Below are 17332 nucleotides of genomic sequence, written 5' to 3' on the forward strand. Positions count from 1 at the left end.
AGACAGGAATCGCAGGGCGGGTTAGCGCAGCCTAACCCGCCCGACGCTCCCTACTCCGCGGCCTGCTGTGTCGGCGCATCGAGCGCCGCCGACACCTTCGGCGGCGACATCGGCAGGCTGTAGAAGCGCTTGCCGAGGGCGTTGTGGACGGCGTTGGCGACCGCGGCCATGACGGGCACCAACGGCACCTCGCCGACGCCCTTGACGCCCTGCGGGTGCTTCGGGTTCGGCACCTCGACCAGCGCGCAGTCGAGCATCGGAAGGTCGGAGCAGACCGGCATGCGATAATCGAGGAAGCCCGGATTATCGACCTTGCCGTCCTTGTTGTAGATGTACTCCTCGTTCAGCGCCCAGCCGATGCCCTGCGCGACGCCGCCCTGCAGCTGACCCTCGACATAGCTCGGATGCACGGCGCGGCCGACATCCTGCACGGCGGTGTAGCGGATCACCCTGACGATGCCGAGATCGACATCGACCTCGACGTCGCAGATATGGGTGCCGAAGCCGCCCTCAGCTCCTTGCGTGTTGAGCTGTACGCTGGCACCGATGGGGCCACCCTGCGACGGCGCCTTCTCGGCGAGGTCGGCGAGCGTCAGCGGCTCGAACTGGCCGGCATTCGGGCTGACGGGATGCGCGGCGCCGTTCTCCCATTTCACCGCTTCAGGGTCGATCTCCCAGAGCTTCGCCGCGCGCTCGCGCAAGGTCGCGATCACCTTGTCGGCGGCCTGCGTCACCACCATCGAGGAGGCGAACAGCACGCGGCTGCCGCCGGTCAGGTTGGAGAAGCCGACCGTCTGGGTATCGCCGATGATGACGGAGACGCGCTTGTAGTCGATGCCGAGCAGCTCGGCGCAGATGTTGGCAATGCCGGCGCGCGAGCCGCCGATATCGGGATGCCCCGTCGTGACGACGACATTGCCGTCCTCGGTGATGTTGACCTGCGCGGAGGATTCACCGCCGGCGTTGAACCAGAAGCCCGAGGCGACGCCCCTGCCCTGAAGCTTGCCGAGCGGCGCCGCATAATGCGGATGGTTCTTGGCGGCTTCCAGCGTCTCGATGTAACCGATGCGCGGGAATACCGGGCCGTGCGCGGCCTTGGTGCCCTCCTTGGCGGCGTTCTTCAGCCGCAGCGCCAGCGGATCCATCTTCAGTGCCTCGGCGAGCTCGTCGAGCACGCATTCCACCGCATAGGCGCCGATCGGCGCACCGGGCGCGCGATAGGCCGCGACCTTGGAGCGGTTGGAGCAGACGTCGAAGCCTTCCGACAGCACATGCGGAATGTCATAGGGCGCGAAGCTGCATCCGACCGCACCGCGGATCGGCGAGCCCGGGAAGGCTCCGGCCTGCAGATAGAAGCTGCCGTGCGCGGCGACGATGCTGCCGTCCTTCTTCGCGCCGATCCTCACCGTGCTCTTCGAGCCCGAGGTCGGCCCCGTCGCGCGCATCACCTCCTCGCGCGTCATCACCATCTTCACCGGACGGCCGGATTTCTTGGCGAGCAAGGTCGCGAGCGGTTCGAGATAGACGATGGTCTTGCCGCCGAAGCCGCCGCCGATCTCGGCGGGGATGGCGCGGATGTCGCTCTGCGGGATTCCCGTCAGCATCGACGTCATCGCGCGCACCATGAACTGGCCCTGGCTCGACGACCAGATCGTGGTCTTGCCGTCGGCCGCGACCGAGATCAGGCAGGCATGCGGCTCGATATAGCCCTGGTGCACCGGACGCGTCGCGAAGGAACGCTCGATCACGATCTCGGCGTCCTTGAATCCCTGCGCGATGTCGCCCTTCTTGGATTCGATGCGGCCCATGATGTTCGAGGGCTTGCCGTCGAATTTGTTGAACTCGTGCAGGATCGGCGCGCCGTCCTTGAGCGCGTCATCGATCTCGATCGCCCAGGGCAACACCTCGTAGTCGACCTCGATCAGCTTGCAGGCTTCAGCCGCGATCTCCTCTGATGTCGCGGCGACGGCGGCGACAGGGTGGCCGGGGAACAGCGCCTTGTCGCGCGCCATCACGTTGCGGCACATCCAGCGCATGTCCTGGATGCCGAGCATCACGGCGCCCTTCTCGATCGTGAAGTCGACGATGTCGCGCGAGGTGACCACTGCCTTGACGCCGGGCAGCGCCTCGGCCTTGGCGGTATTGATCGCCTTGATGCGGGCATGTGGATGCGGGCTGCGCAGCACCTTGCCCCAGATCATGCCGGGCATCGTGGTGTCGGCGGCAAACGCCGCGCGGCCGGTCACCTTGTCGACGCCATCGGGCCGGATGGTGCGCTGGCCGATCCATTTGTTATTGACGACGTTCATCGCGCAGTCTCCCGCATTTCAGCCGCGGTCTCCATCACCGCGCGGACGATCTTGTCGTAACCGGTGCACCGGCACAGATTGCCGGCGAGCCAGAAGCGGACTTCCTCTTCGGTCGGATTGGAATTCTTGGCGAGCAGCGCCTCGGACGCGACCAGCATGCCCGAGGTGCAGATGCCGCACTGGAGCGCGGCGTGCTCGAGGAACTTCTGCTGCAACGGATGCAGTTCGCCGCCCCTGGCCATGCCCTCGATGGTCCGGATCTCGTGGCCTTCGGCCTCGGCCGCGAGCATCAGGCAGGAGCAGACGAGACGGCCATCGAGCGTGATCGAGCAGGCGCCGCAATCGCCGGACGAGCAGCCTTCCTTGGAGCCGGTGAGCCCCAATTGCCCGCGCAGCGCATCGAGCATGGTCTCATACGGCTCGCACAGGAATTCGACCGGCTCGCCGTTGACCGAGGTGGTGACGTGCAGTTTCGCCATGGTGCTAATGTCCTCCCGCGCGCTGGGCGGCGATCGCGGCGGTGCGCTTGAGCAGCACGCCGGCAGTCTTGGTGCGATATGCGATGGTGCCGCGCTTGTCGTCGATCGGACGGCAGGCGGCGCGACAGGCGGCGGCGGCTGCTTCCAGCGCGGCATCGTCGAGCTTCGAGCCGACAAGTGCTTGCGCGGCGGGTGCGACCAACAGCGCGGTCGGCGCCACCGCGCCGAGGCCGACACGGGCCGCGGTGCAGACGCCGTCCTTTAACGTCAGGCTGACGCCGATGCCGACCACCGCGATGTCCATCTCGGTGCGCGGAATCATCCGCAGATACGCATCGCTCGAGCCTTTGGGCCGCGGGGGCAACGCGAAGCCGACCAGGATCTCGCCCGGCTTGAGGTTGGTCCGTCCCGGTCCGGCCAGCACGTCCTCGACCTTGATCTCGCGGCGGCCGTTCGGGCCCTGCACGGTGACCACGGCACCCGCCGCGATCATCGCCGGCACGCTGTCGCCGGCCGGCGAGCCGTTGCAGAGATTGCCGCCGGCAGAGGCACGGCCCTGCACCTGCTTGGAGCCGATCAGGTTCACGGCCTCGAGCACGCCCGGCCACACCTTGCCGAAGCGCGGGTGCTCGGCGAGCTCCATGCCGGAGACGGCGGCACCGACGCGGAAACCGCCGTCGGCGGTCTCGGTGATTTCGGTCATCTCGCCGATCTTCTTGATGTCGACGATCAATCCCGGCCGCACCAGGCCGGAGCGCATTTGCACCAATAAGTCGGTACCCCCAGCCATAATGCGGGCGGCACTCCCGGCGGCAGCAAATGCGCCAATCGCTTCATCAAGCGTGTGCGGTGCTACGTATCGGATATCGGTCATGACGGTTCTTCCGGTCTCCCTCAGCTGCTTGTTCGCGCTGCTTGTTCCCTTTGCGGGATATGGCCTTATTGCTGGCCGGCAGGACCCCAAGCCTACACGGCGGATCAGGGTCCGAACAGCCTGCGAGGTGCGGCAGGAAGCGCAGGCTCCTATGCAGGATGCGGACTTGTGCGGTGCCGGCACAACGCGCGGTGCGGCCGCGGTCACCGAATGTTCACCCGACCGATCCAGGAAACCCGGCGCCCGGCTGGCGGCCCGGCTCTTGCTTGCCTTCAACAACGGATTGGTGAAGCATGCCGGTCGCTGTGGCATCCGTGCCCGCGCAACGACAAATCGGGAGATGGTGAATGGCGGATGTTTCGCGCAGAACACTCCTCAAGCTCGCGGCCAGCGTGCCGCCCGCGATCGCGGCCCCGGCGATCCTGTCATCGCGCGCCGTCGCCGCGGCCAAGGGCAAGACCATCACCGCAGTGATGCATTCGGACCTGCGCATCATCGATCCCGGTTTCACCACCGCCTACATCACCCGCGACCACGGCTACATGGTCTACGACACGCTGCTCGGTATCGATTCAAGCTTCAAGGTCCGGCCGCAGATGGCGGAGTGGACGATCTCCGACGACAAGCTGACCTACACCTTCACGCTGCGCGACGGCCTGAAATGGCATGACGGCGCGCCAGTCACCGCCGAGGACTGCATCGCCTCGCTGAAACGCTGGACCGCCGTCGACGGCATGGCGCAGAAGCTTGCCGAATTCACGGCTTCCCTCGAGGCGAGCGGGCCGAAGACCATCGTGCTCAAGCTCAAGGAGCCCTATGGCCTGGTGCTGGAGTCGCTCGCAAAGCCGTCGTCCTACGTCGCGTTCATGATGCCGAAGCGGCTCGCCGAGACGCCGCCCGGCAAGCAGATCGCCGAACAGATCGGCTGCGGGCCGTTCAAATTCGTGGCCGGAGAATTCCAGCCGGGTGTGAAGGCGGTCTATGAGCGCAACGCCGACTACGTGCCGCGCAAGGAAAAGCCGGATTGGCTGGCGGGCGGCAAGGTCGCGAAGGTCGATCGCATCGAATGGGTGACGATGCCGGACGCCCAGACCGCGATCAACGCGCTGCAATCCGGCGAGATCGATTTCCTGGAACAGCCGTCGGTCGACCTGCTGCAGGTGCTCGAGGCCAATTCCGACCTCACCGTAGCCGTGCTGAACAAGTTCGGCTTCCAGATCGAGGGCCGGATGAACTTCCTGCACCCGCCATTCGACAATCCCAAGATCCGCCGTGCGGCGTTCCTGGCGATGAACCAGAAGGACGTGCTCGACGCCACCGTCGGCAACACGAAATTCTACGAGATATGCGGCTCCTATTTCGCCTGCGGCACGCCGCTCGCCAGCGACGTCGGCGCGGAGACGCTGATCAAGGGCAACGGCATGGCCGAGGCCAAGAAGGCGCTCGCCGCCTCGGGCTATGACGGCACGCCGGTGGTGATCATGATCCCCGGCGACGTGCAGACGCTGAAGGGGCCGCCGACAGTCGCGGCGCAGCTGTTGCGCGCGGCCGGCTTCACCGTCGACGCGCAGGTGACGGACTGGCAGACCGTGGTGAGCCGCCGCGCCAGCCAGAAGCCGCCCAAGGAAGGCGGCTGGAACCTGTTCTTCACCTTCACCGGCGCCACCGAGGTGATGAACCCGATCGTCAACAACCAGATCGCCGCAAACGGCAAGAAAGCCTGGTTCGGCTGGCCCGAAGACGCCAAGCTCGAGCAGATGCGCGACGCCTACGCGCGCGCCACCTCGCCTGAGGAGCAGAAGAAGTTCGCCGTCGAGATCCAGAAGGAAGCCTACGAGCAGGTGATCTACATTCCGCTCGGCCAGTTCCGTTTGCCGAGTGCCTGGCGCAAATCACTCACCGGCGTGCTCGAAGGCCCGGCACCGCCGGTGTTCTGGAACGTCGACAAGACCGAATAAGATCGGCGGCGCGATCGACGCGCAACCGATCAACTTTGGGCCAGCCGAAGCACATGCAGCCCGGCGCTGCAAAATATCGAAAACAACCCCATGCAAAGGAGCCGGCCGCTGCCGGGGTTCCGCAAGGCAGCTTGACACGTCGGGCAACTCAGGGATACATTTCCAATATTCCGAAATCACGCTCCCGCTCACCGACTGTTGCACCAGCGCCGTCCGCGCCGCCGAGCGGACGTCGGACCTTGTGATAGCTCCCCTTGCCTCCTGATACCCAGAACGGACCTTCTGGCGGCATCGGCCCACGTCGCCTTCTGACCCTGAGCGGACATCGGGTCACGTCATTAGCACCTCACTCACTTGAACGTTCGAGTAAGCTGCTGCATGTTCTTGCACACCGTCGGAATTGGCAATGCGTGCTTTAATCGTTGCATTTACCCTTAGTCTAGCACCGCTCACCGCTCAGGCGGATGACGCTCTAAATCCACCGCATCCAGCGCTCGCACCAATTCAAGCTGAGCTCAATCGGTGCAAGGAGGCAAAGCCCGGGAATATACCTGAGATGCTTTGCGCGATTGATGCCGACAAAGCCGTCGATGCAGTATTGAATGCCCTGTACGGCCAGATTGTTGCGAAACTCAAAGATGCGGGCGGGCCGGACTACGACGTCGAAGATCGAAAAGAACTGCTCAAGCGACTGATTGCTTCAGAGCGTGCGTGGATTGCCTATCGCGAGGCGGAATGCTCCCACGCGTCGGCCGAGATGTTAGGCGGCAGCGGAGAGAAAACGCTACTGGCGGAGTGCAATTTGTCGATGAGGCTGGATCGTGTGAACTCGCTCTTTGGGTTCTACCAGCATAGATTTCCAGAGATCGCCAAGTGAGAAACAGGAGCCTTGGCTAGGCAGACCGTGCCTTACCGTGAGTGTCTGTTTATAGCCGATTTTGTTGCAAAAGTCGGCTGCTCGTGATGGATCGTTCGGCCATCTCGCCAAGGACGACCGGCTTTGGTTCGCCGGCCCTGACGCTCTCTACGCAACTCTACGCGGTGTACACCGCGTGCGCCGGTGGCGGCCGCGCGACCAGGCTCGCGAGCCGCCGTAGGTTCTGAGCGATGGCGGCCAGAACAAACTCATCCTGGGCGCCTCGTGGGCCACGCAGTCGCAGTCGGCCGAGCCTCAGGATGCGCTTCAGGTGTGCGAACCGCATCTCAATCTTCTTTCGTTCACGTCGCGACTTTTCAAAGGCCTCGGTGCCAGCAAAGGAGCGTGCAACGTCTCGGGCGCGCTCATGGACGTCGCGCGGGATCTTGCGTGATGGCTCCTTTGGGCAGCACTGCGGTTTGAGCGGGCAAACATCGCAGTCGAGCTTGCTTGCGCGGTACAGGAGCGTCTTGCCCTCGTGTGCTGTGCCGCTCGTCCCGAGCCGCTTTCCGCCTGGGCAGTGGTAGACGTCGCCGGCCGGATCATATCGAAAGTCGTTGCGCGAGAAGGTGCCATCCTCGCGCATTGACTTGTCGATGACCGGAATGTGTGGCGCGATGTCCTTCTCGACCAGCCAGTTTAGCATCGGCGCCGATCCATAGGCGGTATCGGCCGCGAGCCGCTCCGGCTTGAGGCCAAAACGTTCCTCTGTTCGTTCGATCATTGTCTTTGCGGTACCGACTTCGGCTTGCCGAATGGCACGAGACGCCTCGACGTCCAAGATGACGCCGAACTTCATGTCGATGAGATAGTTGTCAGAGTAGGCGAAGAATGCCGCCCCTTTGCGCGCGCCGGTCCACTGGGCCGCGGGATCGGATGGCGAGACGAACTTCGGCACAATCTCCGTAGCGGCACCCCATGCCGTGTCTTCGAGAGTCTCCAGATACTCCTTCACGGCGCGGCTGGACCTCGCCGGATCGCGATCCCTGCGCCAATCCTGACCCGCAATCGAGCGCCGCTTGTTGGCGTCGGCAGCAATCAGGCTCGCATCAACTGCAAAGCCTTCACCACCAACCAGACCGGCCGCAATACACGCCTCGACGACCCGCTCAAACACATGGCGAAAAACATCTCCCTCGCGGAAACGCTCGTTGCGGGCACGCGAGAACGCTGAATGGTCGGGAATAGCATCTTCGATGCCAAGCCTGCAGAACCAGCGATAGGCGAGGTTCACCTGTACTTCGCGGCAGATCAATCGCTCCGAGCGGATCGCAAAGACATACCCCACCACCAGCATCCGGATCATCAGTTCAGGGTCGATCGACGGACGACCCATCGACGCATAGTGGGACGCAAGCTCGCCGCGAAGCCACGACAGATCGAGAGCAGCATCGATCTTCCGCACCAAATGATCTTCGGGGACCGCATCGCCAAGACGAAACTCGTAGAACAGTTGACCTTGGTCACTCTTCAGACGGCCCATCATGGATCGACCTCGCCGAGAATCGCGTCAACACAACGGAATCATCGTTCGAGGCCTCACTCAACCGACTTTTGCAACAAAATCAGCCCATAGCCGACATTCATGCGCCAGGCGGCCAATCCGAACAACGTGAAGCTCGATCTGCTGCTGCCGCGCTTTCCATCAATACCAGCCGCAGCGACTAGCGCGTGGTCGAGCGGTTCCGGATGATGCGCGTCACCGATGAGCGCTGGGAGCCATTCGGACCGATGGTCGCGGATTGCCCCTGCGGCGCCCCCAGCGCCTTACCCGATCCAAGCCTCAAATGACATGTGGACGTCACAGACGGGTCGGCACAGTGAGGAAGGACGACAAGGCCGAACAGGATCGATGACGCGATTTTGCGCGCCGCGTCGTCATCGCGTCCTATCGCTCAGGAGCCGAGCCGGGTAGCATCTCAACCTAGCTCGCCCCACCTTCCTGCAACACGCGTGAACTTGCACGTCTCGAGCGCGTGAAGCTGCAAGGCTGGCAGCATCAAGCAAGATTCGACGGTTCGAGGCTGATCCAGCGGGGGAAATCGTGAGGCGCAATCGATGAAGAGTTTCGGCGGCGGATTTGTTGTCCTCACATCCATGCTCTGCGCCCTTCTCGGCCTCCAATCGCTCTCCGCCCGGACGGCCGATGCGATAGTCGGCGTGAACGCGTCGGTGGGGTCACTGAGCATCGACCAACAGAATGCAATCCTCGCGCAATTGCACGCAGCCAACGTTCATTATATCCGATCGGGCATTACGCCCGATGCGAAGGGAGTGGATTTTGCGCGGCGCGCCCAGGCGCAGGGTATCCAGATCGAGTGGCTGGTCCAGTTGCAATACCGGCCCGGCGCGCCGAGCCGACCATGGCCCAACGCTTTCGGTGTGTGGGGCGGACCTCCATTGTCCGCCGCCGATCCAGATCAATTCGGAAAGTACTTCGAGCCGCTGCTCGAAAAACTCGAAGCCGCCGGCGTCAAGCTCGCGGGGTTCGAATTGGGCAATGAAATCAATTCCGCCATGTTCAACGCGGATTTCAGCTTGCCGGCGGAAAATCCGGCCCAATCCAGAGAGTTCAACCTCGACGATCTTTCGCATGATCCGGAAGCGCAACAGGTCGCCAAAGGCTATCTGCAATATCTCAAGCTGCTGAAGGTCATGAAGGAGGCCCGCGCGCGGTCGAAGCTGAATCAGCACGCACCGATCATCAGTGCCGGTCTGGTGTTCAACGAAGCTCCGGAGGCTCCGCGAACTGCGCGGCTCGACTCGGTCGGTGCCGTCGCAACGCTGGAGTTCATGCGCGCGAACGGGCTCGACGCACTCGTCGACGGTTACGGTGTCCATACCTATCCTTGGACGAATGATCCGGGAAGTTCGATCGCCACCGAGGGACGCCGCGACCGGTTACAGAAGTACGTTCTCGCGGAATGTCGGCCGCAGGGGAGCCAGACCGGCAAGCCCTGCTGGATCACCGAGTGGGGAATTCCCGACCGCGAGTCGTCCTGCCCGCCTCATGAAGCCAATCAGATCACCCTGGTCAACGAGACACGAACCAACTTCCGACCTTACGTCGCCGACAAGCAGGTGCTTGGCCTGTTCTACTATGCGTGGCTCGACAGCCGCGAAGGCTTTGCGATCTACCGTTGCGATCGCTTGACGGATGCCGGGCGCCTTGCACTGACGCCGTTCTAACGGAATCACCCAATCTGTCGGTACATGGGCTCGCTTGACGGGATTCCGGGATAGCGCAAACCGGCGATTACATCTGCATTCGCGATGCGCGGCTGGCTCCCGGCGTCACCTCCAGGGACGATCACCACGTCCCTCGAATGAGATCTACCTGGCGTGATCGCTGTTCACCACCAGTATGGCCACCGCCATCCCTCATAGAGATCCCACGACGACACCAGGGGCGGCGCGTATGGATCGATTCGGTCGTCTTCAGTGCGATAACGATATCGTGGGACAACATTATAATCCCACGGAGTGGGCCTTATCACGGGCCCGGGGATGATGACTCTCCTTGGTTCATGAACGACCTGTGCCTTCCGCGTCCGGGCTTCGGCACCAGACGTTGCGAGGTTACACAGCACCAAGGCAGCTCCGAGAGCGCACGCGACGGTCATTATCTTCATGCATCGTCCTCCCTGGCCGAGAGTGCAAAAGGACTCAAGGCAAGGCAAGCTAATTCACGCTCGACCGGCTTGAATGAGCGCTTGTGATCCGTAACCGCGGTATTTTGGCGCAAACGCCTTGGAGGAAATCCAGTTCCCCCCGTAGTCTTCCGGCACTCAAGTTTTGACCGCGATCAAGTCTCGTCGATACAACCACTCCATTGTGGTTGCATGCATTGGCACCATATCGAAAACGCGCCCTTCGACCGTGAGCTGGAACTGGCCGTCATCGACTCTGATGGCGTCCATTCCCTCATATTTCCTTGTCGCCGGGTTTTGGGCGGCTGGATCATTTCGACTTCCGGCGCCGCACTAAAAATTCGCCCTACCCATTGGCGAGAGTGGAGCACCAGCGTGTTGCCCTACGCCAAGACCTATCATTAGGCTTGTGGTTTGCGCCATGATAGCCCTGCAACGTCCGCTTTCGCGAAGTCATCTGACCCAGGCCAAGCAGGCCGTCATGGGCGGCTTGTGACCCTTGGCTGGCCCCACGCCGGGCCATGATTTCCGGTTCGTGCGGGAAAGCAGCCATTCGGCAACTTGATTTAACTCAAATTCGAGCAGCGGCTTCGGAAGATAATGGCTTTCTCAGTCTTACGGGAGAAGAGCAATGACGAAGAAAGCCAAGCTTCTTGGATTGGTCATGACTGCGGCGCTATTTACGGGACTTCCGCTCTCGGCGCATTATTCGCCGACGAAAGTGGTTTCGATATCGTTCGACCACGCGGAAGCGCGAGTTGGGCGACCGCTTACGCCAATGAGTGTTGCGGGCGTGAACCGCAGAGTGAATCGGCGCGCGTATTACGGAGCAGCGGTAGGTGCCGCAGCGGTCGGAGCCGCGGGAGCTTATGGCGTGTATCGGCGTGGCACGGCGTGTGGATATTATCCTTACCCACCCTGTTATTGAACCTCGTCGGAGGCTCGCCATTCGCGGCAACGGAGGCGGTGGAAACCGGCCCGACGGCTGGAAACGTGGCTGACGTACTCAATGTCGGCGCGCCACCGCCCACCGCCGGGCCGAGCAAGCCGATGTATACGAAGTAGCTGCTCACCGAGGTCGGCTGGTCATTTCCGACGGCTTCAGCGGAGGTTGTCGGCCGGCCGATGTCCGCTTCTATCCGGTAAGCGCCCAACCGGAGCTTTCGTTGCGGTGGTTTGTCGGCGCTTTTGCCGAAAGCTGCGCGCAGCACGAGCGTGAAAAAGCGTCCCCTTCAATCGCTCGCGCCGTTGGCTCCAATTGTCGCATTGTGGTTGCTCCTTCTTGCTGACGTAATGTTTGCCGTCTTCGCGGGGAGTGTCTTCTTCGCCGGGAGGTCTACACGACTTCATTGGGTGACCTACCGGCACGAGCCTATGCTGTTAGCCTTCGTTTTCACGACCTCTCTTGCGGGTAGCGGCCTCTGGGGTTGGCTTCTCCTCGGCCTCATTCCAAAGAGAACCTAACCATATGCTCAAGCTGAATCGCATCGTCGGTTTCATAATTCTGGCAGCGCTTGTCTACGGTGTGCTCCAGGCTTACGGGCTACTCCCTGAGGGCGCACCTCGGCTGTTTCCTCAACGCAGCGGCTCGCCAGCGGCTTAGGATTGATGCTCCGCATCCGAACGCCCGCTCCTCGCCTGCCGAGATGTTTAGGTGCTAGAGTACAGCGGACACCCGGTGCCGGGGCCCGGATGTCGCACTTCGAGATCAGGCGAGCCGCAGACCCGGTTCACCTCTCCCCGACAGGGAGAGGTCGATTTGCACGGCAGATCGGGAGAGGGCCGCAGCTCCAATGAAGGGCTGCAATCCCTCACCCGGTGGTTCGCGCCGACCTCTCCCAGAGGGAGAGATGCCTCGCGTCACTGACCATTGGTCCGGCGTGCGGCCTTCGGCGCCTCGTCCTTCAGCTTCTCCAATGCGCCGGGCATCATCTGCCCGAACATCGAGCTCAGCATCGCGGTCGGGATCAGGCCGGCGCTGCTGCCCTCCTGCCCCTGCCCGCCCGACATCAGGAATTGCGGCACCAAGGGCTGGTTGATCCGCGTCAGCGCATCGGCGAACTTCGCGAAGTTCTGCTCGGCAAGCCGGTATTCCGGCCCGCCATAAGCATCGACCGCGAGCTTGGTCGCCTGCGCATTGGCGCTGCCGACAGCCAGCACCCGGTCGGCCTCGCCCTGGCCTTCGAGCCGCGACTGCTCGCCGACCGCGGCTGCGGTGACCTTCCGCGTCTCGGCATCCTTCTGCGCGCGGGCGAGCGCCGCCGCGCCCTCGTTCTCATTGACCCTGACCTGGATCAGCGATTGCGTCAGCGCGGTCTGCGCCGCCGCCGTTGCCTTGGCTTCGTTGAGCGCGCGCTCCTGCACCGCGGCCTTCTCCTGCTCCTGATAGGTCTCGATCTGCTCGCGCGCGATCTGGCGCGAGCGGAGCTGGATCAGGATGTTCTCGATGGTGTGGTCACCGGCGGCGGCGCGCGGCGTGCCGATCAGGACCTCCTGAAGGTCGAGCGAATAGCTCTCGAACTTCGCCTTCATGTCGTGGGCGGCTTCCGCCTGGATCGCGGCACGGTTCTGCAACAGCTCGATCAAGGTCATCTTCTGCGCGATGTTCTTGAAGAACGCAGAGACCATCGGGTCGAGCGTCTGCTCGACCAGCTTCTTCACGTCGCCGAAGCGCTGGATGATCATCGGCGCCTTCTTGTAGTCGATATGCATCACAACCGAGAGCGGCAGCGTCGGCTCGAACGCGTCCTTGGTGATCAGCGAGATCTCCGACAGGTTCTCGTCGAGCTTCATCGCCCCGACCTCGCCGCGCACCCATTTCAGGATGAAGTTGACGGTCGGGATCACCTCGATCTTGCCGGCATAGGTGTTGAAGGCGTATTTGCCCGGCAACAGCGGGTCCTTCCAGACGCCGCGGCTGCCGTTGAGCACCAGCTCGCCATGGCGATACTGCTCGCCCGAGACGTCGTCGGTGCGCGGGCCGGTGTAGAAGATCACGACGCCGACATTGCCGACCGGGATCACCGTCTTCGGCACCGCCTCGACGGTCGCGAACAGGCGGTTGATGTACCAGGTGCCCTCGACGATGACCTGGAGCTGGCGGCCGCGATAGCCGCCGGCGCTCAGGAATTTCTCCGGCTCCTGGAAATTGTTGTGAAAGGTCGCAGCATCGCGCAGCTCGATGCCGACTTCCGGCGCGATGATCTCGCCCGGAGGCAGCGACGGGCCGTCATGCACGGTGACGATGCCGACCAGATCGTGATCGGCCGCCAGCACGACCGGGGCAAAGCCCCAGCGCTCGGTGATGGTGAGCTGCATGCTCTCGAGCACGCCGCGCTCGCGCTCGCTCAGGGCATGACCGTAGACGCGCTCGTCGGTGATGACGGCGAACTGCGTGGTGTTGATCGCATAGGTGCCTTCGCGCAGGATCTTGCGCTGCGGGCCCTTCTGGCCGCCGCCGAGCAGGAAGCGGCGAGCGTCCTGGAAGTCCGACTTGTCCTCGGTGTCGTTGGCGCCGAGCACCTGCGACGGCTCCAGCGCCGCGCCATCGCGCGCGAATACATAGGCGATCTTGCCCTGGCCGACGGTCACGAGGTCCGAGCGATGGATCCGGTACATGAAGGGAAACATCACGTGCAGGCCGCCGCGCAGCACCTCCGGCTCATAGCCGGCCTCACCGTTCAGCGCGATGAAGCCGCCGCCGATCGAGCCCTTGATCGCCCACAGCTTCTCGACGATGCCGACCTGATTGTTCGGAATGTAGCGAAATACGTTCGATATGCGCAGCAAGATCACAAGCGCGATCACGACTGCGGTCCAAATGGCCGGCTGGGTTAAACCCAGGCCATTAAGAAAACCGACGAAGTCCATAGTCCGTCTCCACAATTCGCAACTGGGCGGTTTGGGGACCCAAACCTGACCCAAGAATTGCGGTGCGGACATGTGGTGCGGCCATCGCGGCGCAAGGCGTGAACATTATTCGCGCTGCCAATCTTTTTTTGACGACGGGATGAACCGCGGCACGGCTGGCGCGACACGATCGGCGCGACAAGCATTGCTGCGATTGCGCATCAATCGCAGCAGCCGGCCGAAGGCCGCGTGCTCAACGTTTCGGGTTGCGCCCGCGGATGTGGTCCAAGCCTTGCTTGATCGCGGCGAAGCGCGCTTCGACCACCGGCTCGAATTCGAGATCGGTGAAGATATAGGGCCAGTCGTTCTCGACGCCTTCGCGGACGAGTTCACCGACATACATGGGATCGATGCCCTCGGAGACGCGTTGGCGGACCTGATTGATCCGCTCGGCAAGCGGGCCCGATGTCGGCAAGGCACGGACCGCGCCCTCGAAGCGCTTGGGCAGGTTGCGCCCTGAGTTCACGATTTGCGTGCGGATGAAGCCGGGACACAGCACCGATACGCCGATCCCGCGGGGCGCGAGTTCGGGCCGCAGTCCCTCGGACAGCGCGACGACGCCATACTTCGAAACGTTGTAGGCCGTGCTTCCCCCTGAAATGAGGCCGGCGAGCGAGGCCGTGTTGACGATGTGTCCGCCCTCGCCGTGCTGCTCGATCAACGGCCCGAAAATCTCGATCCCCCAGATGGTCGCCATCAGGTTGACGCCCAGGGTCCAATTCCACGACGCGTCGGTCCAGGTGCCATAGGGCCCGCCGCCGCCGACGCCTGCGTTGTTGACGAGGATATGCACCTTGCCGTAGCGCGCGGTCGTGGCTTCGGCGGCGGCTTGTAGTTCGGCTTTCAGTGAAACGTCCGCCTTCACGCCGTCGACATCGACGTTGGTGCGCCTCAGTTGCTCGAGCGCTGCGGACAGAGCCGCCTCTTCAATATCGCAAAGCATGACCTTGACGCCCGCCTGGGCGAGAGCGGTCGCGATCCCCAATCCAATGCCCGACGCTGCACCGGTCACGAACGCCGTCTTTCCAGCGAGTTCCTTCACGCGCATTCTCCCCCGTGCAAGCGGACACCTTCATTCCAAAGCGAGGTGTCACCAGGCGTCATATGACCGCACTTTCAAGCGATTGGGAAGTGTGCGGGATGTCAGCTCCCGGCCTAGCCGGCATGCATTCAGACCGGCTGCCATGTCTCGCCTTTGTGAAGGCAAAGCGCTTTGGTCCTGATGTCGGCGCGCATGCGCGGACCGCCATCGGCGTCACCCACCTGCCACTCAATTTCCCGGTCGTCATCGCAGCAGAACTTGCCGTTCGCTGACGTGGCGGGGCGCGGCACGCCGCGACGCTCCCGCCAATCGGGGTAATCCGGAAGTGATGTCAGCGCGATTGCGTTGGCCGGTGGTGGAAATGGCGTGTCGCGCGCATGATCCGAACCGGTGCCACCGACAACAAACCGCGATGCGGCTTTTCGAAGCATCGAAGCGTTGCGCGGCGGGTGCCGACGTCCGTGAACAATTCAACCATCGCCAATGAGGAGTTGCGACATGAGTCGAGACAGCACCTTCGCGCTGGGCGCATTCGCGGCACTGTGTCTGATGTCATCCGTAGCGATCGCCCAAAACGCGCCGCCGACGTTTCAAGGGGACCCAGACGTCTATAAGCTGATCTTCGAGGATCAAAACTTTCGCGTCATCGAAACGGTGCGAAAGAAGGGAGTCCATGACAAGGTGCATGGTCATCCCTTTCCTTCGGTCGTCTACCACGTGACCGATTGCGATACGAGGCTCTACGCACCTGACGGAAAGACCACGGACGGCCACACCAAGGCCGGAAGCGCGAGTGCAGTCCCCGTCATCGCCTCACATTCGGCCGAGAATATCGGCCAAGCGGACTGCCGGCAGATCTTCATCGAGCGCAAATAGGACGATGCTTCCGGCCCCTCGTCGCGAGGCCGCCTCGATGTGGCGGCCTCGTGGTCTTCGGGTTGTCAGTTGACTGTATGCCGCCTACACGGCCTGGCTCTGACTGCGCGCCAATGAAGCCACGTCCGGCTTCGGATGCCACCAGCGTCCGCCGATCACGACGCCTTCCGACACGATCTTGCGATCGCCGGTCAGATGTTCGCCGACCACGTCGACATAGTCGAACTGCCCTTGCCTGACCGACATCAGCGTGGCATCGCCGACGCAGCCCGGCTTGAGGCTGCCGAGCTCCGGCCGCCGCAACGCCATCGCGGCATTGACGGTGGACGCCGCGATCACGTCCGGCAGCGACATCCCCATGCAGAGGAATTTCGACATCGTCGTCACCTGGTCGAACGCCGGGCCGTCGATGCAGAGCTGGTGGATATCGGAGGAGATGGTGTCGGGATAGAAGCCGTTGGCGAGCATCGCGCGCGCGGTCTTGAAGGCGAACGAGCCCTTGCCATGGCCGATGTCGAACAGCACGCCGCGCTCGCGCGCCTCCAGCACCACCTTCTTCACCGTGCCTTGCGCGGTGGCCGGCGTGTTGGGGAACGGCCGGAACGCATGGGTCAGCACATCGCCCGGGCGCAGCCGCGCCAGCACCTCCTCGTAGCTCGGCGGCGGATGGTCGATATGCGCCATCAGGGGCATGCCGACCTGCTCGGCCACCTCGAGCGCGATCTCGAGCGGCACCAGCCCGGAAGTGCCCGAGGCGAACAGGCCGACCCGAACCTTGATCCCGACGATGAGGTCGCGGTTCTCGTCGGCGACGCGCGCGGCATCGACCGGGTTCATCAGCCGCAACTCCTCGCTCTCACCGACCATCACCCGGTCGGAGAAGCCGAAGATGCCGGCATGCGAGACGTGCAGATAGGCCAGGATGCGGACCTGGCTCGGCTCGATGACATGCTTGCGGAAGCCGGCGAAATTGCCCGGGCCGGCGCTGCCGGTATCGACCGAGGTGGTGACGCCGGACGCGCGGCAGAATTCCTCCGCGTCGATGCCGAGCGAGGTGCCGCCCCAATAGACGTGGGTGTGCAGGTCGATGATCCCCGGCGAGACGATCAGCCCGGACACATCGCGCACGTCGGTCGCGGGCCCGGCGGCCAGTCCCTGCCCGATCGCGGCGACCTTGCCGCCGGCAAAGGCGACGTCGGTCACCGCATCGAGCTTTTGCGACGGGTCGATCACCCGTCCGCCGCGCAGAATCAAATCGAAAGCCATCGTCATCTCCGGATTGCAGCCGGCACGATGGTCGAGTTCGGCGGCGCCTGCAA

12 protein-coding genes are annotated in these 17332 nt (G+C 63.3%); 4 read left to right on the forward strand and 8 right to left on the reverse strand.

Features of this window, described 5'->3' with window-relative positions:
* Positions 1–50 precede the first annotated feature (50 nt).
* From CK489_RS33080 to CK489_RS33090, 3 genes are read right to left on the reverse strand one after another with little or no spacing between them, the layout of a single operon-like run.
* Positions 51–2309, reverse strand: a complete 2259-nt coding sequence (locus CK489_RS33080) for a xanthine dehydrogenase family protein molybdopterin-binding subunit (RefSeq protein ID WP_095735270.1) — start codon at positions 2307–2309, stop codon at positions 51–53.
* Entirely contained in the window at positions 2306–2788 is a 483-nt protein-coding gene (locus tag CK489_RS33085; protein ID WP_050625588.1) for a (2Fe-2S)-binding protein, read from the reverse strand. The genes CK489_RS33080 and CK489_RS33085 overlap by 4 nt, the downstream gene beginning before the upstream one ends.
* A 4-nt stretch (positions 2789–2792) precedes the next feature.
* Positions 2793–3653: an FAD binding domain-containing protein gene (locus CK489_RS33090; RefSeq protein WP_095735710.1), complete on the reverse strand. Its 861-nt coding sequence runs from the start codon at positions 3651–3653 to the stop codon at positions 2793–2795.
* Between the two features lie 356 nt (positions 3654–4009).
* Here CK489_RS33090 and CK489_RS33095 point away from each other — a divergent pair, with 356 nt between their 5' ends.
* Together CK489_RS33095 and CK489_RS33100 are read left to right on the forward strand one after the other, a co-directional pair.
* Entirely contained in the window at positions 4010–5620 is a 1611-nt protein-coding gene (locus CK489_RS33095) for an ABC transporter substrate-binding protein (RefSeq protein ID WP_050625587.1), read from the forward strand.
* Between the two features lie 406 nt (positions 5621–6026).
* Positions 6027–6497: a lysozyme inhibitor LprI family protein gene (locus CK489_RS33100; RefSeq protein ID WP_095735271.1), complete on the forward strand. Its 471-nt coding sequence runs from the start codon at positions 6027–6029 to the stop codon at positions 6495–6497.
* Positions 6498–6654: 157 nt separating this feature from the next.
* On the opposite strand, the gene CK489_RS33105 is transcribed toward CK489_RS33100, so the two are convergent.
* Complete coding sequence (locus CK489_RS33105; RefSeq protein ID WP_095733547.1) at positions 6655–8022, reverse strand: transposase; 1368 nt, start codon at positions 8020–8022, stop codon at positions 6655–6657.
* A 572-nt stretch (positions 8023–8594) separates the two neighbouring features.
* Between CK489_RS33105 and CK489_RS33110 the strand changes: the two genes are divergently transcribed.
* A complete protein-coding gene (locus tag CK489_RS33110) occupies positions 8595–9725 on the forward strand; it encodes a hypothetical protein (RefSeq protein WP_095735272.1) in 1131 nt (376 codons plus the stop codon).
* A gap of 2321 nt (positions 9726–12046) precedes the next feature.
* Here the strand turns inward: CK489_RS33110 and CK489_RS33130 are convergent.
* From CK489_RS33130 to CK489_RS41550, 3 genes are all read right to left on the reverse strand, one after another.
* Positions 12047–14056 carry an SPFH domain-containing protein gene (locus CK489_RS33130; protein WP_095735274.1) on the reverse strand — a complete coding sequence of 670 codons (2010 nt, stop codon included), beginning with the start codon at positions 14054–14056 and terminating at the stop codon, positions 12047–12049.
* A 232-nt stretch (positions 14057–14288) separates the two neighbouring features.
* Entirely contained in the window at positions 14289–15143 is an 855-nt protein-coding gene (locus CK489_RS33135; RefSeq protein ID WP_283807325.1) for an SDR family NAD(P)-dependent oxidoreductase, read from the reverse strand.
* A gap of 122 nt (positions 15144–15265) precedes the next feature.
* Entirely contained in the window at positions 15266–15568 is a 303-nt protein-coding gene (locus CK489_RS41550) for a hypothetical protein (protein WP_158226532.1), read from the reverse strand.
* Between the two features lie 67 nt (positions 15569–15635).
* On the opposite strand from CK489_RS41550, the gene CK489_RS33145 reads away from it, so the two are divergent.
* The gene (locus tag CK489_RS33145) at positions 15636–16013 is read left to right on the forward strand and encodes a hypothetical protein (protein WP_063781751.1); all 378 of its coding nucleotides are present in this window, start codon (positions 15636–15638) and stop codon (positions 16011–16013) included.
* 84 nt (positions 16014–16097) lie between these two features.
* Here CK489_RS33145 and CK489_RS33150 read toward each other — a convergent pair whose 3' ends face one another.
* Positions 16098–17279, reverse strand: coding sequence for an amidohydrolase/deacetylase family metallohydrolase (locus tag CK489_RS33150; protein WP_095735712.1), 1182 nt, complete (start codon positions 17277–17279; stop codon positions 16098–16100).
* Between the last annotated feature and the right edge of the window lie 53 nt (positions 17280–17332).

The organism is Bradyrhizobium sp. UFLA03-84 (assembly GCF_002289535.1).
GTDB lineage: Bacteria > Pseudomonadota > Alphaproteobacteria > Rhizobiales > Xanthobacteraceae > Bradyrhizobium > Bradyrhizobium viridifuturi.